The following is a 20,127-nucleotide window of genomic DNA, read 5'->3' as shown; positions in this document are numbered from 1 at the left end:
ATATACTAAACTTCCTATAAATATGTTTCTGAAGTTTAGTAAATCTTAGAATATTTTGTTTTCTATTAGATAACTATGCAATTTATCATGAATAAGTGTTTTTTTATTTAGTTTTACTTCTGCCTTTTTTCCATATTTCACTAATTTTTTCTGTTTCCAATGGGTTAGGGTAGTTTAAACTTTCTCAGGATATAGTTGAGTTCGTAATCTTTACTAAAATTTACAAGCTTGTGGTCAGAGATAGGCAATAAATATTTCCTCATTATATTATTATTTAAGTTTATGATTTTACAATATTTTATTTAAGAGGGAAGTATATTTACTTTATTGGCATTTAACGCAATTTAATCGTTATTAAATTTATTGGAATAGCCCAAATGGCTAAGCTTGAAATTTTAAAAATATTTATGAAAAGATAAAAAATTCCCTTAAATAACGATAAGACGAGGTTTTGTTAAAAGTTATTCGTTTATATATAGAAGAAACGTGCTTATGCATAAAACAGGTAATGTTCTATCCCCCACATATTACAAGAATTGGCAAGCCGAATGGATTGGTGACCCGACAGATTCGGATGGAATACATATAATTCTTCATAATATAGCGCATTCACAACAGGTGATCTTTTGGAATATTGCTATAGAGGCAATAGAACAGACATTAAGAAAGCAGAATATTGTGATCTTGTGGGAGGATAAAAAAACATTATCTTATCTTTTATGTAAAGATTATCTATCTAAAAAGATGGCCAAAGCGATCATTCATAATTTTTATGAAAAAACGCATTCTAAAATAGTTTTTAACCTAACCCAACTAGGCTTTGATTTCGATTTTAGTTTGGTAATTTTATCTTTTATTTATGCTGAAAAAGATTGCCCAGAAATCAGATTTTCTTTTGAACAGCTAGAGATGCTGTTATCAAAGTATATAAAACAGTAGTTCTAAATTCATTACGAGATTACGGGATATTTTATGATAATCACGTAGTATCTGACCGTTATAGGTAGATAATTCTAGTGCTTTTGTTTACCAGCATTATGATTGATTTGATGTAAGCGAATTCATTACATTAAATACGCACATTTGAGAAAATGTGCTCTAAATAACGATCTTTTTAATTCGTTATAAAAACGATGTTAACCGTTATAATCAAATTTATGTGTCCTAATTGTACAGGGATAAAATAATTTCCTGTCAAGATTATTGTTATGTTGATTTTGTATCATCATATAGATATTTATAATCTTATATATACTATATATAGAGAAATAATATTTTTTGTTTAAAATTGATGGTGTATATTTGGGGATGTAAAATCCCTTAAACCCCCTAATTTTGTTTTGCGAGGATATGAGACGTGAGTCCTGTTGATGTACTTGAAAAAAAGCCCTCTACGACAGTCAGAAATAAAGTTGAACAACCGATGTTCAATTTTACCGATGCATTGGCTGGGGACATCCAGTTATACGGGCGTTATCAGGTAGAGTTAAAGCATTCTCGTGATGATCTGTTAACGCCTTTTGGTAAAGCAACATTAGACGACCGTTATCTGATGGAAGGCGAATCTTATCAGGACTTATTCGCACGTGTTGCCTCTTATTATGGCAGTGATGCAGGACATGCACAACGTTTGTATGATTATATGTCTCAGCATTGGTTCATGCCTGCAACGCCTGTTTTGTCAAATGGGGGCACAGCACGAGGCTTACCAATTTCATGTTTTTTAAACGAAGCAGAAGACAGCCTAAAAGGTATTGTCGAGTTGTGGAATGAAAATGTATGGTTGGCTTCTCGTGGTGGTGGAATTGGCTCTTATTGGGGTAATCTTCGCTCTATTGGTGAAAATGTTAAACGTAATGGTAAAACTTCGGGGGTGATTCCTTTTATCCGCGTTATGGACAGTTTGACATTGGCTATTAGCCAAGGGTCATTACGCCGTGGATCAGCAGCAGTTTATCTGCCAGTTTGGCATCCAGAAATTGAGGAATTTATCGAATTACGTAGACCGACAGGGGGGGATCCTAACCGAAAGGCATTAAACTTGCATCATGGTGTTTTAGTGTCGGATGCTTTTATGCGCGCAGTTGAAAAAAACGAAGAATGGGCTCTGCTTTCCCCCAAAGATCAATCTATTATTCGTAAAGTTTCAGCACGTTCCCTATGGATACGTTTATTAACAACCCGTATTGAACAAGGCGAACCATATATTATATATTCTGATACGGTTAATAATGCGCGGCCAGAACATCATAAATTGGCAGGGCTAGAGGTCAAAACATCGAATTTATGTGCCGAAATTACATTACCAACAGGTATTGATCATAAAGGGAAAGAAAGAACAGCCGTATGTTGTTTATCTTCCCTTAACTTGGAATACTGGGATCAATGGAATGAAAATCCACAGTTTATTCCAGATGTTATGCTGTTCTTAGATAATGTATTGCAGGATTTTATTGACAATGCCCCCGATGAAATGGAACGTGCACGTTATGCTGCTGCGCGCGAGCGTTCTGTCGGAATGGGGGTCATGGGATTCCATTCGTTTTTACAGGCTAATAAAATTCCATTTGAAAGCGTAATGGCAAAAGTTTGGAACAAGAAAATGTTCAAACATATTCGTCAACAGGCTGATAAAGCATCCGTAATGTTGGCAGATGAGCGCGGGGCATGTCCAGATGCGCAAGATTATGGCGTTCATGAACGGTTTTCTAATAAAATGGCTATTGCACCCACCGCATCAATTTCGATCATTGCTGGGAATGCCAGCCCTGGAATTGAACCGATTACTGCAAATGTATTTTTACAAAAAACATTATCGGGATCTTTTACAGTTCGAAATCGTCATTTGAAACGCTTACTTGAAGAAAAGGGACAAGATACAGATGCTGTATGGTCTTCTATTACTTTAAATAAAGGCAGTGTTCAGCATCTAGATTTTTTAACACAAGATGAAAAAGATGTGTTCAAAACGGCATTTGAATTGGATCAACGCTGGGTTATTGAACATGCGGCCGATCGTGCAGCGTTTATTTGTCAGTCGCAATCTGTTAATATTTTTGTTCCAGCAAATGTCCATAAACGCGATTTGCATCAGATTCATTATCAAGCTTGGAAAAAAGGTGTTAAATCGTTGTATTACTGTCGTTCTTTATCGCTGCAACGTGCGGATGATGTCAGTAAGTTAGCCATAAAAGAAGAGGTTCTATTGCCCGGTGAAAACTCTTCTAATGGAAGCAGTAACTACGAAGAGTGCCTTGCCTGTCAGTAAAACTAATTAACTAGATTTAAATGCCAATATAACCTCTATCTTAAAAAAGATAGAGGTTTTTTTACATTCGTTGTTTTTTCTTATAAGATACTAAAGAGCATTATAATACAATTTAAGTAAGAGGGATATCGAATGACAACTATTCCACAGATAACTTTAAATGATGGGGTATCCGTTCCAGCAGTAGGTTTTGGTACTTACAAATTAAATGGCAGGGAAGGTGCCAGTAATATAGTCAAAGCAATTCACAATGGATATCACTTCTTGGATTCTGCTTTCAATTATGAAAATGAAGGTGCAGTGGGACAGGCTATACGCCAATGTGGTCTGCCAAGGGACAAGATACAAATAACTTCGAAATTGCCAGGTCGCCGCCATCAATATGATCAAGCACTGGTTACCGTTGAGGAATCTTTATATCGTGCTCAGCTAGATTATTATGATTTTTATCTAATACATTGGCCCAATCCGATTACGGGTCATTATGTTGAAGCCTGGCAGGCCCTGATCGAAGCTCGAAAAAGAGGCATGGTTAAATCAATCGGGGTATGTAATTTTTTACCAGAGCATTTGGATCATATTATCAAAGAAACAGGGGTTACCCCTTGTATAAATCAAATCGAGCTGCACCCTTATTTTTCTCAGGCAACGCAACGTGCTTACAATCGAAAGCTTGGTATTGTAACGCAATCTTGGAGTCCTATTGGCAGAGCAAATAATATGTTGCAAAACCCAATAATTCAAGAGATTGCAGATCAATATCATAAATCCATCGCACAAATCATTTTGCGCTGGCACGTGCAATTAGGGGCTTTACCTATTCCAAAAGCAACATCAGAAGCCAGACAAAAGGAAAACCTTGCTTTGTTTGATTTCCAGTTGGCTCAGGCAGATATGGATAAGATTAGTGCTTTGGATAAGCCAGACGGTCGTTTAAAAGGACAAGACCCAGCTAAATATGAAGAATTTTAGTTCTTCTAGATAAGATGCTGTGAAAAGAGGTTATACAATAACCTCTTTTTATTTGATAGGATTATGCGTCTAAAATCATATCTTCAAAAGCATCTTCCCATGTTCCTTGCGTTGCCGCACGGCTATATTCAGTAGAACGATTTTCAAAGAAGTTGGTATGTTCCACAGCATTTAGCATTTCGTCCATCCAAGGTAGGGGATTGCTGTCGATAGGATATAGATTATCTAGGCCTAATTGTGTTAAACGTCGATTAGCAATAAAGCGAATATAATCTTTTACCATTTGTGAAGTTAGGCCTTCGACATCCCCCATTTCAAAGGCCAGGTCGATAAAAGCATCTTCATGCTCAACAATCGTGGCACAAATTTCTCGTAGTTCTTGTTGGAATTCAGGGGTCCATAAGGATGGATTTTCTTGAATAAAGGTACGAAATAATTTGATAATGGATAAACAATGCAAGGTTTCATCTCTTACTGACCATGAAATGATTTGTCCCATTCCTTTTAATTTATTAAAGCGAGGAAAATTCATCAAAATCGCAAAAGAGGCAAATAGTTGTAACCCTTCGGTAAAAGCCCCAAATACAGCCATTGTCTTAGCAATTTCATAAGGATTATCAACAGAAAAATTCTGCATATAATCGTATTTATCTTTCATTGCTTTATAATTCAAGAACGCTGAATATTCGATTTCTGGCATACCGATCGTATCAAGTAGATAGCTGTAAGCAGCGATATGAATGGTTTCAATATTTGAAAAAGCAGACAGCATCATTAAAACCTCAATGGGTTTAAAGACCTGACTATAATATTTCATATAGGCATTATTGACCTCTACATCAGATTGCGTAAAGAAACGAAAGATCTGTGTAATTAAATTTTGCTCTGCAGTATTTAATTTTTTATGCCAATCTTTTACATCTTCGGCCAAAGGAACTTCTTCGGGGATCCAGTGAAGACGTTGTTGAGTTAACCAAGCATCATAAGCCCATGGGTAATGAAAAGGTTTATAAACAGGGTTGTAGGTCATTAGATCATAATGATTTTCGTTATTTTGCTTGTCAGTACTCAACATGCGTCTCCTTTGCAAATTCGTCCTTAACTTTGCCATAGATTTAATATTGAACAAAGAGAAAAACAAATTAATATATAAAGCAAATTGCCATATATAGTATGATAGATTATTTTCTTAGTTTAGATAATTTATTATATATATGGTGGTCAAATAAAAGTAAATATACCATATATTGTTTTATGATTATTTTTTGGCATGTTTTACATAAGATGAAAATAAGATATAAGTTTAGAATTATGGCAGTAATGGCAGTGCCTTGCCTTCTCTTAAAACATGATTTGCTTCAGTTGTAAAATCCCCACTATCATTATGTAAAATTAACCCTGGCGAGATATGACCGCCCCCTGTAGAACCCATACGTCCTTGTAACAAAATGATTCGTGGGGGACGATTAATTTTAGGCCATAAGGGAAATAAGATGATAGATCCTAATTTATAATGATGCATGGTTGCACTAGCCTCGGCATAAAGAGATGCAGATAAAGCTAATGTCAAAGTGCCTCCTTGTCGTAAAGGTCTAGTAAGGGCGTATATCCACTCTGCAAGAAATCCTTTTGGCAGTCTTTTGGCTAGATCTTTTTTAGAATTAGGAGAGCGGCAAGTATTATGGGGATGCCATGGCGGATTTGCAAAGACATGGTCTACATGTTCTTGTCCTTTTGGTAAAAAAGAAAATGGACGTTTTGGCAGTTTTGGTAAGGTGACCTCTATAGCCTTGAGATTAGGCATCTTATTAAGCATAAAATTTTCATTGGCCAAGGTAATCATTTCAGGATGTTTTTCAAAACCGATTCCAGTAATTTCAGGAACGCGATGATTTAAACACATTAATCCAGCACCAGCACCACAGCCCCCTTCAATGACAGTTTGGCCCGACTTAGCGGGGATAGATGCGGCCATTAATATTGGTTCTAGGGCAGTTCTGTACCCTTCTTGATATTGTCGATAGAAAATCTTTCCTTCCAGTAAAGTTCCATCCGATGTATTTTTTGATTTATGGTGTATAAGAAAGGACGAAGGTAGCAATTGCATAAATCATGGACCAAAATAATGTTTTGAACAAAGTAAAATGTATTCTAGCTTAACTGCAGATGAAGTGTTAATGATAAATATGTTCCATTATTTTGCCTTATGTTTTAGAAGGGATGTGTTAAGTGTTACACATAGTCGTCTGGAATTAAAGAGCCAATTCAATAAATGGTTGAGAGTAAGAAGCCTGTTTCCATGGATAAAGAAGAACCTTTACAAAAGTTATTAGATTATCTGGCCGCAGACATGGCCATGTGTAATCACGTCATTATGGATAAAATGAAAAGTTCTGTGGATTTAGTTTCACAGCTGGCTGCACATTTAATTGTTGCTGGCGGTAAGCGTTTGCGGCCTTTGTTAACTTTGGCTTCTGCACATTTATGTGGATACGAACAAGACAGTAATGATCTTCAACCCCGTCATGTTCGACTAGCCGCATGTATCGAATTCTTACATACAGCTACATTATTACATGATGATGTTATCGACGAAAGTATGTTACGACGCGGGACAGACAGTGCCAATGCAATATTTGGAAATTCGGCTTCTGTTTTGGTTGGGGACTTTTTATTTGCCCGTGCATTTCAATTAATGACTGAAGATGGATCTTTAAAGGTTATGCGAATTGTCTCTCAGGCCTCTGCAACGATTGCAGAGGGTGAGATTTTGCAAATGACGATGCAAAATGATTTATCGACTTCTGTCTCTCGTTATTTTGAAGTCGTGTACGGTAAAACTGCGGCATTATTTGCAGCATCTTGCAGAGTTGGGGCTCTTGCTGCTGAATGTAAGTCTCAGGATGAAGAGGCCTTGGACGTGTATGGAACTAATCTAGGCATGGCATTTCAATTGGTTGATGATGCATTGGATTATTCGGCTGATCAAGAAAAGTTGGGCAAAACGGTTGGGGATGATTTTCGCGAAGGTAAAATTACCTATCCCGTATTGATAGCTTATGAAAAAGCAGATGCCGAAGAAAAAAAATTCTGGGAACGTGTCATTGAAAAAGGTGAGCAAAACGAAGAAGATTTGCTGCATGCTTTTTCGTTAATTCGTAAACATCACGCGATTGAGGCAACATTACAAGAAGCAATGGTTTTTGCTAATAAAGCATGCGATGCATTGGCTCACTTCCCAGAAAGTGAATTACGTAATTTATTCCAAGATATTGCCAAATATACGGTAAATCGTCATTTTTAAAAAGGAAAATGACAAAGTTTATCATAACCTAGAGAAGTAATTTGCTTTAAAAGCCTTTCATCTTCTTTGGGTAATGCTGTGCAATAAAAATGGTTATTTCTAACTTCATGAGACGTAATTGGAACCTCGTTTTGTAGAAGTAAATCAATGCTATGTTTTGCAACAGCGGTTGCTGGATCTAACCATTCAATATGTGAAGGCGAAAGTTTGCGTAAAATATCCAATACAAATGTATAGTGTGTACATCCCAAACAAACAGTATCAATTTTATGGGCATTGGGCATTTGCAACAATGTATCCAGTTCTTGTTGTATTTGCGCAATTTCAAAAGGCTCTTGCCGAAATACAGCCTCTGCGATTTTGGCTAAATGGGGGGACCCATAAGCAATAAGTTCGCAATCAGACGCAAATTGCTGTTTTAATTCGTAAAGATATGGCCGTTTTACCGTGGCTCGTGTTGCCAATAGGCCGATATGTTTGCTTTGACTAATACGTGCTGCCCAACGAATGGGGGGTACGCAGCCAACAAATGGAACTTTGGGATAGTGCTGGCGCAAAGCTTGTAGGGCAATGGTGCTGGCAGTATTACATGCAATAATAATTAAATCAGGTTGTAATTTTTCAATCGCATGACCCATTAAGGTAACAATACGTTGAATTAAATAATCATCAGGTTGTTCCCCATAGGGAAAGATTAAATTATCGGCCAGGTAATCGATTGATGGTTTGACAGACGTCACCATTAATTGTTGACGGAGGTTTTGAACGATGCCTAAACCCCCGATCCCTGAATCAAATGCAAGAATATGATATGGCATTTAATGTATATTGCTTTGATTAAAGGCGAGATTGCTTATAGGCTAGGGCTTCTTTTTCATTACTGACCCCACCGTGTTTTGCTGACCACGCACAAGGATCTTCAAGAAAACGGCGAATTTCGGACGTATCTCCATTGGAAAAATAAGGGTATTCGGAGCTTACTTCCAAAATATCCCACCAAGTACAAAGTGAATGTAAGGTAATCCCCATTTCACTTAAGGTTTGATAGGTGCTAGAAAATACACCATAAAAGAAAACAACAAAAGCATGATTCACAATGGCGCCAGCGTCACGAAGTGCTTTGGCAAAGCCAACCTTAGACATTCCGTCTGTGGTTAAATCTTCAACCAATAGGGTTCGCATATTTTCAGGAACATCCCCCTCAATCTGCGCATTTCGTCCAAATCCCTTTGGCTTCTTACGAACATAAGCCATGGGGGTCATCATACGATCAGCAAACCACGCAGCAAAGGGAATACCCGCAGTTTCGCCACCGACAACAGCATCAAAAGATTCATATCCGACGTGACGACAAATTTTTTCAACGCCTAATTCAATAATTTTTGCCCTAGCTCTGGGATAAAATATGATTTTTCGACAATCGATATAGACAGGGGATCGCCATCCCGCAGTCAGAAGATAGGGATCTTCTGGGCGATAGTTCACAGCCTTAATTTCCAAAAGTAATCTTGCTGTAATAAGGGCTGCGTCACGATCCCATTCTGTGACACGTGGGGAACGTGGTTGTTTTCTAGATGAAGGAATAGTTGTTTGAGACATTATTTTTTTTGCTCTGTAATCAAGACGTTTTACAATAAGTAAAGCTTTTATATACCTTTTTACAAAAAAAAGCAGCAGTTATCGTGTCTAAAATGTCAAAAGCCAATACAAAATGTTATATTTACGTTATAACTGCTCTTTACTCTTTAGCTTTTGCTTCTTATTCTCATTGTTATAAAACAAGTAGGTTAGGATAGGCGTGTGGTTATTCAACAAAAAAACATTCAAAGGCGTTGTGAACGTTCCGTAATTACAGCATACCAAGAGTTAAAGTCTGCTGGTGTAAGTGAGATACGAATTTTTCAAAGTTGTACGAATTTATATCGAATCTACCATCCAGAAGCCTCTATTAATGAGGCAAGATTGCTGGTTTCAGAATGGATTGATCATCACATTTATCAAAATAATCACCAAAAAACGCGTGGATGCGATTGCGACGAAAAGGGTAATCTGAAACATTAAGCTGTTTTGATACCCTTTTGTTATTAAGTAATTGATTACATTACCACTGTTTTGAACTTTTCAAATCCCTCTCTTCTGGTCCAGTATATAGCTGACGCGGACGATATATTCTGCGCAAAGGATCGTTGAAAGCTTCTTTCCACTGGCTGACCCAACCTACTGTTCTTGCAACGGCGAAGAGGGCAGTGAACATACTTTCTGGAATACCCATTGCTTTAAAAATAATGCCAGAATAAAAATCAACGTTAGGATATAATTTACGTTGCACGAAATATTCGTCTTCTAGTGCATACTTTTCCAATTCCACCGCAAGTTCAAGTAAGGGATCATTTTCAATCCCTAGCTCTTGTAATACTTCATCGCATGTTTTTTTCATAATTTTTGCACGTGGGTCAAAATTTTTGTAAACGCGATGACCAAATCCCATCAAGCGAACGTCACTGTTTTTATCCTTAACCTTTGCAATAAAATCAGGAATATTTTCTTTTCGACCGATGGAATGTAGCATTTTAAGAACTGCTTCATTTGCCCCACCATGGGCTGGTCCCCACAATGATGCAATACCAGCAGCAATGCAAGCAAAAGGATGTGCCCCTGTTGAACCAGTCAGTCTGACAGTTGATGTAGATGCGTTTTGTTCATGATCTGCGTGTAAAATTAAAATACGATCTAAGGCTCGGCTGTAGATGGGATTAATTTTATAAGGGGTGTCGGGACGAGCAAACAACATATTCAAAAAATTCTCTGAATAAGAGTAATCCGCTCTAGGATAAACGAAAGGTTCGCCACGAGAGTATTTATAAGCCCATGCCGCCAAAGTAGGCAGTTTGGCAATTAAGTGAATAGCTGAAATATCACGGCTTGTTTCGTTTGAGGTATCAGTTCCCTCTGGATAGAAGCCTGAAAGACCAGCAACCGTGCCACAAAGAATAGCCATAGGATGTGCATCACGACGAAATCCATTAAAGAAATTGCGGATTTGTTCATGGAGTAAGGATTTTTCCTCTAGACGTGTAACAAACTCATTATATTCGTGACGTGTAGGTAAATTACCGTACAACAAAAGATAAGCAACTTCTGGAAAAGTTGATTGCTCTGCAAGTTGTGTAATGGGATATCCTCTGTAAAGGAGAACTCCTTTGTCCCCATCAATAAATGTAATTTTACTTTCGCACGATGCTGTGGTCCCCAGTCCTGGATCGAAGGTAAAAAGCCCCATATCTTTTTGTAAATTACGAATATCGATAACGCTACTACCATTGGTTCCAGATAAAACGGGCAGGGTCGCTGTTGTGCCCTTATAGCTGATGGTTACGGATCCTTCGTCTTGTGGGGGGGGGAAGGATGGAGTGTTTGTTGTTGATTGTGTCATACACGTACTCCTTAAATAAATTGTTTAAAATAAAAGTATAGACTTTACTCGCAAGAATAATATAGCAAAACTGAAATTATCGCTTTTCACGTCTATGAGAGGGATTAAGGTTTTTATGAATGATACTCAGAAAGTCGACCTTTGTAAAAATCAATTTCAAACCAATATTGGCATGAAAATTCTATTTTAGCCAAAGCACATGTTGGGAAAGATATTGACAGTAAATGTTGTGCGTCATTGTTTTTTGTCGTTGGGGCAAGTAAATCATAGGCAAATTGATGTAACCCGGGATTATGGCCTATAATTAGAACAGTGTCGCCTTGTTCAACATGATGCGTATATTTCAATAACGTTTGGGTATCGGCCAGATATAAGTCTTTTGATACTGTCACACGAGATGAAACGGTATTTAAATTCAAAAATTGTAATGTTTCCTGCGTGCGTGATGCTGCACTACATAAAATAACATCTATTTTAGATGCAATGTTTTTTAAAAGCTTTCCTTGACTGATGGCTTGCTGCTGTCCGTGCGGGGTTAGAGATCGTTCGAAATCCGTAGTTCCCTGTTTGTTTGCTTGGCCATGTCTTAATAAGAAAAGGGTTAATGGAGTAGGAGAAGGCATTATTGTTTTTCTTTTTGCTCTGCTATAGCTTTATGGTGCTGAATTACTTCTTTAATAATGAAATTTAAGAATTTTTCTGCAAAATCAGGGTTTAGATGGGCAGATTTTGCCATTTCACGCAGACGCATAATTTGTTGTGCTTCTCTTTGATGGTCCGCTGCTGGCATATGGTAGGTTGCCTTAAGTTCGCCAACACTTTGAGTTAAACGAAACCGTTCTGCTAAAATATGGATTAATGCATTGTCAATATTGTCAATACTTAATCTTAATTTTTTAAGCTGTTCTAATGCTTCTTCTGGGGTAAAAGATGAGGTCATAGCACGATTCCTTTAAATAAAGATGACAATATAGATATAACGAATTTATAATGATAGTTTAATAGAAATATTTATAGCGAAATATCAACCCAAGACAGATGTCCCCCTTTGCTGGCACCCGTATCCATAAATACAGCGACCCCACCACCATATCCTTTGCGAACCCAAGGACGACCATCTGTTGATCGACAGTCATGACCACAATAAAGTGTATACCCAGCGGGGATATGATTAATCCAATTTAATTTACGAACAGGATAGCCATCATGATACATTTTGTTGGTTGTTTCGCCATATAATGCACGAGATAATAAAGAAGTAATGGGGGTTAATGGTTTTGGAGAGGGTTCGGTTAACATTCTCGTATGAAACCCACCATGGACAAAGATGAGTTTGTTGAGGATTAACCATGCAGGTGCTTGTTCTAATGCTTGCAAGATTTTGTTAGGGAGTTCTTTATCTGGATGACTTTTGATTTGATCAATAGTCGTGTTAAGGGCGCTGTCACGGCGTACTCTGTATCCTTTTAAAAATAATCCTAATTTACGATCATGATTACCAATTAAAAACAGGCCTCTTTTTTCTTCTTGAATTTTAATCATCAATGCCATGACATTACCACTGTCTGGTCCGTAATCTACTAAATCGCCAAGTTGAATAATAAAGTGGTTTGTATTAATCGCATGACGAAAGGCATGGATATCACCATGTACATCACCAATTATACGTATAGATTTAGGGTAAGAGGACGGTAAAACAGACATAACCGTCAATTTAACAATAAAGCATCGATTTTGCATCTATATAATTACAAAAAAAGTGATTTATCTAATGTTCACTTTTTTTTGTTGGAATATATCGCTTTTTTGACTGGTTATAAGAGGTCTGTTGGCTATATAAATTATATAAAATTGAAGAGGGCATATTATGAGTAACGATAAACGCATTCATCATTTAGGATTACAACGTAAAGTTTGCAGTGCTGAAGAAGCCGCACAATGGATCAATCCTGGTGATATTATAGGAACTAGCGGTTTTACAGGATCAGGATATCCCAAAATAGTGCCAGGAGCACTAGCAGCGCGTATCAAACAGGCCCATGAACAGGGAAAAGAATTTAAAATAAAGTTATTAACAGGGGCATCTACAGGTCCTGAACTTGACGGTGTCTTGGCTGAAGTTAATGGTGTTTCTTATCGTACCCCGTTTAATACAGATCCCAAGATGCGTAAACGTATTAATGACGGTGATACCAATTATTTAGATATGCATTTAAGTTATGTTGCTCCTTTATATCGCAGCGGTGCGTTGGGTGATATGGATGTAGCGATTATTGAATTATCCAGCATTCGTGCTGATGGTACTTTGGTTGCATCAACAGCGGTGGGTAATAATCAATTATGGTTAAATAGTGCCAAAAAAGTTATTTTAGAGGTTAATCATTGGCAACGGGCTGAATTAGAAGGGATGCACGATATTTGGGAAGTATCCCCAACTTTCCCGCAGAAAATAGTTCCTATTGTTAATCCACATGATCGTATTGGTAACCCTTATATGACGGTGGATCTTGATAAAGTGGTGGCTATTGTTGAAACAAATGCCCCAGATCGCAATGCGCCTTTTTCCCCATCAGATGGTAATGCCCGTGCGATTGCTGGGCATTTAATGGAATTTTTTAATTATGAAATTAAAAAGGGTAAAATGCCCCAGCAGTTGTTACCACTGCAGTCCGGCATTGGGAACGTTGCTAACGCAGTGATGGAAGCCCTTAGTCAGGGACACTTTGAAAATCTAAGTGCTTATACCGAAGTTATACAAGATGGTATGCTTAGTATGTTGGAAACGGGAAAAATGCGTATTGCTTCGGCAACTTCGTTTTCGTTAAGTCCAGAAAAAGCACAATATTTTAATGATAATATTCAAAAATTCCGTCAAAAAATTATTTTAAGACCTCAGGAGATTAGTAACCATCCCGAAGTTATTCGCCGTATTGGATGTATTGCCATGAATGGTGCTATTGAGGCTGATATTTTTGGGAACGTTAATTCAACGCATATTATGGGATCACGAATGATGAATGGTATTGGTGGTTCTGGTGATTTTACGCGTAATGCGTATGTATCTATATTTATGACCCCTTCATTGGCTAAAGATGGGAATATTTCATCTATTGTGCCCATGGTTCCTAGGGTTGATCATATTTCACAAGATGTGCAAGTTATCGTAACCGAGCAAGGGCTAGCTGATTTACGCGGTCTATCCCCAAGATGTCGAGCCAAGGTTATTATTGAGAATTGTGCGCATCCCACTTATAAACCTCTTTTAACGGAATATTATAAATTAGGGTTAAAAAATACGCCGATGCAAACCCCTCACTTTTTAAGAGAGGCACTATCATGGCATGAAAAATTTGTTTCTACAGGAACGATGTTGCCGAAATAATAACTGTATACCGTTCTATCGATTAATATTCGTGAAATATCAATCGATAGAACATGCAATTTATATGAAAGATACTTATTATCTATTAAATATTTAATTGATAATTACACAATTCTTTCGAGCAATTTACTCTTTGAAACTGTTTAATTTTCCTTAAACAGTTTGCAACGGTTGGTCAAATAAAGAGCTTAATAAGTTGTATTCAAATAAAGAGCTTAATAAGTTGTATATTGAACAGATCTAAAATGATTACGGTTAAAAGATAATTGTTCAGGGGTTAGCTGAAAGCCAACCATTAACTCGTATCCATCAGGGGTTCTTGCAGGCGTTGCAGGGATTTTAAATAAGATTTTATCTGACTTTATTCTGGTTTGATCAATATTGTCAGGAAAATCGACGGTGGCGATCAGATTTTTTTTCTCGACAATCGCACCATTGCGGAAAGTTGCGATAAAATAGGGGATACGATAGTGTCGCTCTTGGGCTGCTGGGCCGCGTTGAACTTGCATGGTTACACTAAGCGTTGTATCGATTTTGTCTTGAAAATGTTTCTTTTTGTTTTTTTTCTCTTCTTTACTGGCATTTTTAGGATCATCAATACAACTTCCTTCGACTCCTAAGATACTGGCCCTGGTCACAAGATGAGAGATATCTGCCTTTTGATCTGCAAATTCGTAATAATCTGAAGCTGTAGGAACAACAGAAACTTTTGGGCAGGCGGGGGGAAAGTCATAGGTTACTTGTTCTGCACATCCCCACAAGAAAAAGCTAGAACCAAGTGAGATAGATAATAATTTAATTGTCTGTTTATGAAGAGCGTTTGAAAGAATCATAACTTTCCTGCCAATATAGTGTTATACGATCACTGAGTGTCATACCATAAAACAAAATGCTTTAATGTAAAATATGTTCTTTATATTAAAGTTCGATTGTTTAATGGTCTCTTGCTTACCAGCGCAAGTCGAAATATATAGTATATATATAGAATTTTATTAGTTATTTGGGAAAACGATGCCTAATCAAAATATTGATGCTTCTATTGAGCATTCTCGTGCATTAAAAGTCTTGTTGGCAGGACCACGCGGTTTTTGTGCAGGGGTCGATCGTGCCATTCGTGTGGTTGAAGAGGCGTTGCGCAGGTATGGTGCCCCCGTATACGTACGTCACGAGATTGTCCATAATCGAACCGTAGTTGAAAATTTAGAAAAAAAGGGTGCTATCTTTGTCGAGGAACTCGACGAGGTGCCAGAAGACGCACATGTTGTTTTTTCAGCTCATGGGGTACCAAAAACCGTTCCTTTAGAGGCAGTACGTCGGAATTTATTATATTTGGATGCAACTTGTCCTTTGGTTTCCAAAGTACACAGAGAGGCCGAACGTCATTTTGCAGATGGTGGGGCGAATTCCCGTCATATTTTGATGATTGGACATGCAGGACATCCTGAAGTTGTTGGCACAATGGGGCAATTACCCGTTGGAGCTGTAACATTAATCAAGGATGCTGACGAAGCCCGAACAGTACAGCCAGAAAATCCCGATCGTTTGGCATTTATTACACAAACAACCTTATCGGTTGATGACACTGCTGAAATTGTTGCTATTTTACGTGAACGTTTTCCTAAAATAGAGGGGCCAAAACGCGAAGATATTTGTTACGCTACGACGAATCGTCAAGAAGCAGTTAAACGTATCGCTCCAGAATGTGATCTGGTTTTGGTTATTGGATCGCCTAATTCATCAAATTCACAGCGTTTACGAGAGGTTGCAGAACGTTCTGGTGCACCCAAAGCTTTATTAATTCCTAAATTAGAGAATTTAGAGTGGGATGCATTGGACGGTGTTAATGTTTTGGGGATTACAGCAGGGGCCTCTGCACCAGAGACATTGGTTCAAGAGATTATTGAAGCACTATCTCAAAAATTTACATTGGATATTGAAGAACGCATTGTTAAAGAAGAACATGTTACGTTCAGTTTGCCAGCACCCTTAGGATAAGAAGGAACTAGGTCTTATCTCATGGCTGTTTATACACAAGTCAGCGAACAAGAAGTGATCCAATGTCTGAAAAATTATGATATTGGCACGCTTGTTATGCTCAAGGGAATTGCACAAGGGGTCGAAAATAGCAACTTTTTGTTAAAAACGACATCAGGGCAATATATTTTAACACTGTATGAAAAACGCGTTGATCCACAAGAATTGCCTTGGTATTTGGATTTGATGGGTCATTTGGTTAAAAATGGAGTATCTTGTCCTTTACCAGTGCAAGACAAACGTGGAAATGCATTAACTGTTTTGGCTGGTCGTCCAGCGGCTATTGTTACCTTCTTAGAAGGTAAAGAAACTTCAGAAATTACACCTGATCATTGCTTTGCCTTGGGCAAGGCAATTGCAAAATTGCATAAGGCAGGTGAGGGGTTTGAACAATATCGTAAAAATAATGTTGGGCCAGACTCTTGGCTAGGATTACTTGAAAAAATTACTGGGCTTGGACATGATGATTTAGTGCAAGAGATAAAGCCTGTATTAATGGATATTCTTGCTCAATGGCCAACGGATCAGGAACAATTACCAACAGGTCAAATTCATGCAGATATTTTCCCTGATAATGTATTTTTCAAAGATAATCAGTTAAGTGGCTTTATAGATTTTTACTTTGCGTGTACTGATTTACTTGCCTACGATTTAGCAATAGCTTTGAATGCATGGTGTTTTACAGAAGATGGGCAATGTTTAACAAATTGTGTGCAGGCATTAATTGCAGGGTATGAAACGATTCGTCCTTTAACTGAAATTGAAAAAAAGTATTTTTCAGTTTTAAATATGGGGGCGGCATTACGTTTTTTATTAACACGGTTGCATGATTGGATTCATACCCCTTCAACTGCACTGGTCACTCCTAAAGATCCCAAGCCTTATTTATATCGATTAAGATATCATCAAACGCTTAACTTGGTTGCTAATGGATAATATCGTGTCACAGGTTTCGTCCGGTCAGATTGTTGAAATATGGACAGATGGCGGATGCGCACCCAATCCAGGGCCTGGTGGGTGGGGGGTTTTGTTACGGTTTCGTGGTTCCGAGCGTGAAATAAAAGGTGGAGAACTCGAAACAACGAATAATCGTATGGAGCTTACTGCCGCTGCTGTGGCTTTGGAAACCTTAACCAGACCATGTCATGTTGAACTTTATACAGATAGTGAGTACGTGCGACGTGGAATTACTGAATGGCTGGCTGGATGGAAGAAAAATGGCTGGAGGACAGCTGCTAAAAAACCAGTAGCCAATGTAGATTTATGGCAGCGTTTGGAACAAGCTGCTCAAAAACACGATGTTTGTTGGCACTGGGTTAAGGGGCATGCGGGGGTTGCTGAAAATGAACGCGTTGATGAATTAGCAACGCTAGCTAGGCAAGAACTTACCGGTTCCTAATGAATACACGTGCGGTTATAATATTGATGCTTTGACAAGAGCGTCAAAGCATTAATTCGCAAAGTAGAGATAAAGCAGATTATAGATCATTAAAATCAAACTTTATCAGTAACCTTCACCCACACTTTGTTGTAATATTGTGCTGCGATTACCCCCTGGTTGACCAGCATAAGTATCATAAGATGCTGCAGCGTTGTAAGGGGGCGAAACTGGTGCGTTGAAATAAGCCCTTATCCCCGTTCCAGGGATGGTAATAGAGGGACCATTATAAGGTCTGTTTGGTGATTGGCTTGGTGTTGAACCTGGTAAACCTGGACCTTGCTGAGAGGTTACAGTATTAGATTGGGTCGCAGTCATAGAACTGGTATAATCTTCTACGGGTTGATATTGAGACATACCAGGCCCTGGAACCGGACGAGAGTTTTGTGCCATGCCAACCGAAGTTAAGCCCATACTGCCTATGATAATTGAAAAACTTAATAAAGTTTGTGAGAATGTTTTTTTTATTATCTTCATTTTTTTAATCCTTTTCCCTACTGTCACTTAACAAATAAGTGTTTTTCCTAGTTTATCAATGATAAAGAACCAGTATACAGGATTTTTTTTAAAAAATGGTTTTTATGTCATATTTTAAAAAATTATTTTAGTGGTGATATATAAATATTTAAGACGAATTATGGAATTAAACATATTTTATATTATAAACTATGATTAAATATAAATAAGATCATTACTCTGTAAATGTTAAGATAAAAGGCACGATCAATGAGCACAGAAAATCATACCAGTATAATGCCAATTGCTTTAAAGGATAACGAAGTTCAGGAATTAAACGCTGCTTTGGACAAATTAGAGTCTGGAAGAAGTGTTCTATTACGTTTGGCTGATATTATGGGAGGGGCTGTTGGTCATGCTGTCAAATTAGGTGGCCGCAGCCTAGGGATTTCAGCAAATTTTCAACAAAAGGTACAGAACCTTGCTGATAACGCTATTCAATGTGCGTTTGATGTTGCGGTTGTGGGGATGGACCCTAAATTAAATTTGTTCAAAGACATCCAAAAATACAAGAAGATACGTAATACCGCTGTACAAGCAATGGTCGTAACATCGGGGGCTGTGGGTGGATTTGCTGGGTTAACAGGAATGTTGCCTGATATTAGCTTTACAACCTTGGCTTTGATGCGTGAAATCGCCTGTATTGCTCAAGAAGAAGGGGAAGATTTAAATAGTGAAGAAACCAGACGGGCATGTTTAGAAGTTTTTGCGTTGCGTTCATTTGGAAATATTGGTCGGGCACATGATGAAAGTGAATTGGGATTCTTTTCTGCACGTTTGATGTTGCGTGGTCGCCCTATGGTTTTACTAATGGCAGATATTTCTTATCAATATGGACTTAGTCTTTCCCAAAAACTTAGTTTACAAATGATGCCTGTGGTCAGTGCGCTATGTGGGGCATCGTTAAATGCAGCATTCCTAGCTCATTATCGTTCTTTGGCGCGCGTGCATTTTATTGCCCGTCGTTTGGAACGTAATCATGGTCCTTTGGCCAAGGAAACTATAGAATTTATCCGTAAGCAGCGTTTTAATCAGTATTCTGCCGTATAATTTATGTTAGACAAACCACAATTAACCTCAGAGCTTTTGTTAAATGCCTATAAGGAAGGAATATTCCCTATGGCAGACGACAGGGATGATCCGCAACTATATTGGTATCGTCCAGAACAAAGAGGGATTATTCCCTTAGATCAATTTCACCTTCCCAGAAGATTGGCTAGAACGGTGCTGGCTGATTTGTATGAGGTCAAAGTTGATACGAATTTTGAGGCAGTGATTGACGGTTGTGCCTGCCCCGCCAAGGGGAGAGAGGAAACATGGATTAATCAGCCTATACGTTTATTGTTTTCTGATTTATTTGAACGGGGATACGCTCATACAGTCGAGGTATGGGACGGTATTAATTTAATTGGTGGTCTGTATGGTTTAGCCATTGGGCAGGCTTTTTTTGGTGAAAGTATGTTTTCACGTAAACGGGATGCCTCTAAAATAGCATTGGTGCATTTGGTTGCTCGGTTACGGTTGGGTGGTTTTCAGTTACTTGATACACAATTCATGACAACACACCTGACGCAATTCGGTGGATATGAAATTGACGAAATTGAATATGATTATCGTTTAAAAAGATCAATCTGCCAATCTGCACAATGGTTGGATAATCAATGGAAAGCCGATATTTTTCAAGAAATCAAAGCAATGCGTGCCTCTGCTTGGCAAATGTAATAATTGTTCATTATATATAGATCTATCGTCGGAAAAATCATAATAACGGTTGTGATTT

At 38.0% G+C, this 20,127-nt stretch carries 21 protein-coding genes; 11 read left to right on the top strand and 10 right to left on the bottom strand.

Translation table 11 applies throughout. The features are described from left to right. The first annotated feature begins 492 nt into the window (after window positions 1-492). The 3 genes from QJV27_RS04900 (at window position 493) to QJV27_RS04890 (ending at window position 4,240) form a co-directional block, all read left to right on the top strand. Window positions 493-939 (top strand): hypothetical protein, encoded by a 447-nt coding sequence (locus QJV27_RS04900; protein WP_281447852.1) that lies wholly within the window; start codon window positions 493-495, stop codon window positions 937-939. Between the two features lie 484 nt (window positions 940-1,423). After that, on the top strand, window positions 1,424-3,268 hold the full coding sequence (locus QJV27_RS04895) for a ribonucleoside-diphosphate reductase subunit alpha (RefSeq protein WP_281448974.1): 1,845 nt from the start codon (window positions 1,424-1,426) through the stop codon (window positions 3,266-3,268). Between the two features lie 132 nt (window positions 3,269-3,400). After that, entirely contained in the window at window positions 3,401-4,240 is an 840-nt protein-coding gene (locus QJV27_RS04890; RefSeq protein ID WP_281447851.1) for an aldo/keto reductase, read from the top strand. Between the two features lie 61 nt (window positions 4,241-4,301). Here the strand turns inward: QJV27_RS04890 and QJV27_RS04885 are convergent, their stop codons facing one another. After that, a complete protein-coding gene (locus tag QJV27_RS04885) occupies window positions 4,302-5,315 on the bottom strand; it encodes a ribonucleotide-diphosphate reductase subunit beta (RefSeq protein WP_281447850.1) in 1,014 nt (337 codons plus the stop codon). Between the two features lie 234 nt (window positions 5,316-5,549). Next, entirely contained in the window at window positions 5,550-6,347 is a 798-nt protein-coding gene (locus tag QJV27_RS04880; RefSeq protein ID WP_281447849.1) for a tRNA1(Val) (adenine(37)-N6)-methyltransferase, read from the bottom strand. A 165-nt stretch (window positions 6,348-6,512) separates the two neighbouring features. Between QJV27_RS04880 and QJV27_RS04875 the strand changes: the two genes are divergently transcribed. Beyond that, window positions 6,513-7,544, top strand: a complete 1,032-nt coding sequence (locus QJV27_RS04875) for a polyprenyl synthetase family protein (RefSeq protein WP_408869615.1) — start codon at window positions 6,513-6,515, stop codon at window positions 7,542-7,544. On the opposite strand, the gene murI is transcribed toward QJV27_RS04875, so the two are convergent. Together murI and QJV27_RS04865 are read right to left on the bottom strand one after the other, a co-directional pair. Then, complete coding sequence (gene murI / locus QJV27_RS04870) at window positions 7,541-8,362, bottom strand: glutamate racemase (protein ID WP_281447848.1); 822 nt, start codon at window positions 8,360-8,362, stop codon at window positions 7,541-7,543. The two genes, QJV27_RS04875 and murI, sit on opposite strands and share 4 nt — an antisense overlap. Before the next feature lie 19 nt (window positions 8,363-8,381). After that, on the bottom strand, window positions 8,382-9,143 hold the full coding sequence (locus tag QJV27_RS04865) for an orotate phosphoribosyltransferase (protein ID WP_281447847.1): 762 nt from the start codon (window positions 9,141-9,143) through the stop codon (window positions 8,382-8,384). Between the two features lie 201 nt (window positions 9,144-9,344). Here QJV27_RS04865 and QJV27_RS04860 point away from each other — a divergent pair, with 201 nt between their 5' ends. Next, window positions 9,345-9,605, top strand: coding sequence for a hypothetical protein (locus QJV27_RS04860; protein WP_281447846.1), 261 nt, complete (start codon window positions 9,345-9,347; stop codon window positions 9,603-9,605). Between the two features lie 40 nt (window positions 9,606-9,645). Here the strand turns inward: QJV27_RS04860 and QJV27_RS04855 are convergent, their stop codons facing one another. The 4 genes from QJV27_RS04855 to QJV27_RS04840 all read right to left on the bottom strand — a co-directional run bounded on the left by QJV27_RS04855 (window position 9,646) and on the right by QJV27_RS04840 (window position 12,717). Next, the gene (locus QJV27_RS04855; protein ID WP_281447845.1) at window positions 9,646-10,977 is read right to left on the bottom strand and encodes a citrate synthase; all 1,332 of its coding nucleotides are present in this window, start codon (window positions 10,975-10,977) and stop codon (window positions 9,646-9,648) included. Window positions 10,978-11,090: 113 nt separating this feature from the next. Beyond that, complete coding sequence (locus QJV27_RS04850; protein ID WP_281447844.1) at window positions 11,091-11,600, bottom strand: SixA phosphatase family protein; 510 nt, start codon at window positions 11,598-11,600, stop codon at window positions 11,091-11,093. Then, complete coding sequence (locus tag QJV27_RS04845; RefSeq protein WP_281447843.1) at window positions 11,600-11,917, bottom strand: chorismate mutase; 318 nt, start codon at window positions 11,915-11,917, stop codon at window positions 11,600-11,602. The genes QJV27_RS04850 and QJV27_RS04845 overlap by 1 nt, the downstream gene beginning before the upstream one ends. Window positions 11,918-11,988: 71 nt before the next feature. After that, window positions 11,989-12,717, bottom strand: a complete 729-nt coding sequence (locus QJV27_RS04840) for a metallophosphoesterase (protein WP_281447842.1) — start codon at window positions 12,715-12,717, stop codon at window positions 11,989-11,991. Window positions 12,718-12,844: 127 nt separating this feature from the next. Between QJV27_RS04840 and QJV27_RS04835 the strand changes: the two genes are divergently transcribed. Further along, window positions 12,845-14,359, top strand: coding sequence for an acetyl-CoA hydrolase/transferase family protein (locus QJV27_RS04835; RefSeq protein ID WP_281447841.1), 1,515 nt, complete (start codon window positions 12,845-12,847; stop codon window positions 14,357-14,359). Between the two features lie 215 nt (window positions 14,360-14,574). On the opposite strand, the gene QJV27_RS04830 is transcribed toward QJV27_RS04835, so the two are convergent. Then, window positions 14,575-15,192: a hypothetical protein gene (locus QJV27_RS04830; RefSeq protein WP_281447840.1), complete on the bottom strand. Its 618-nt coding sequence runs from the start codon at window positions 15,190-15,192 to the stop codon at window positions 14,575-14,577. Window positions 15,193-15,370: 178 nt separating this feature from the next. On the opposite strand from QJV27_RS04830, the gene ispH reads away from it, so the two are divergent. Genes ispH through rnhA form a run of 3 tightly spaced genes read left to right on the top strand, consistent with a single transcriptional unit; the run spans window position 15,371 to window position 17,792 of the window. After that, window positions 15,371-16,354, top strand: a complete 984-nt coding sequence (gene ispH / locus QJV27_RS04825) for a 4-hydroxy-3-methylbut-2-enyl diphosphate reductase (protein WP_281447839.1) — start codon at window positions 15,371-15,373, stop codon at window positions 16,352-16,354. A 21-nt stretch (window positions 16,355-16,375) separates the two neighbouring features. Continuing rightward, window positions 16,376-17,329: a homoserine kinase gene (locus QJV27_RS04820; protein WP_281447838.1), complete on the top strand. Its 954-nt coding sequence runs from the start codon at window positions 16,376-16,378 to the stop codon at window positions 17,327-17,329. After that, entirely contained in the window at window positions 17,322-17,792 is a 471-nt protein-coding gene (gene rnhA, locus QJV27_RS04815; RefSeq protein ID WP_281447837.1) for a ribonuclease HI, read from the top strand. The genes QJV27_RS04820 and rnhA overlap by 8 nt, the downstream gene beginning before the upstream one ends. A gap of 105 nt (window positions 17,793-17,897) precedes the next feature. Here the strand turns inward: rnhA and QJV27_RS04810 are convergent, their stop codons facing one another. Continuing rightward, a complete protein-coding gene (locus QJV27_RS04810; RefSeq protein ID WP_281447836.1) occupies window positions 17,898-18,308 on the bottom strand; it encodes a hypothetical protein in 411 nt (136 codons plus the stop codon). 249 nt (window positions 18,309-18,557) lie between these two features. Between QJV27_RS04810 and QJV27_RS04805 the strand changes: the two genes are divergently transcribed. Both QJV27_RS04805 and aat read left to right on the top strand, forming a co-directional pair. Next, window positions 18,558-19,397: an EcsC family protein gene (locus QJV27_RS04805; RefSeq protein ID WP_281447835.1), complete on the top strand. Its 840-nt coding sequence runs from the start codon at window positions 18,558-18,560 to the stop codon at window positions 19,395-19,397. 3 nt (window positions 19,398-19,400) lie between these two features. Then, window positions 19,401-20,069 (top strand): leucyl/phenylalanyl-tRNA--protein transferase, encoded by a 669-nt coding sequence (gene aat, locus QJV27_RS04800; RefSeq protein ID WP_281447834.1) that lies wholly within the window; start codon window positions 19,401-19,403, stop codon window positions 20,067-20,069. The last annotated feature ends 58 nt before the right edge of the window (window positions 20,070-20,127 follow it).

The sequence above is a fragment of the Commensalibacter oyaizuii genome (assembly GCF_029953265.1).
In the GTDB taxonomy this organism is placed as follows: domain Bacteria; phylum Pseudomonadota; class Alphaproteobacteria; order Acetobacterales; family Acetobacteraceae; genus Commensalibacter; species Commensalibacter oyaizuii.
The sequence above is the reverse complement of the archived record's forward strand: the minus strand, read 5'-3'. Positions and strand labels throughout refer to the sequence as shown.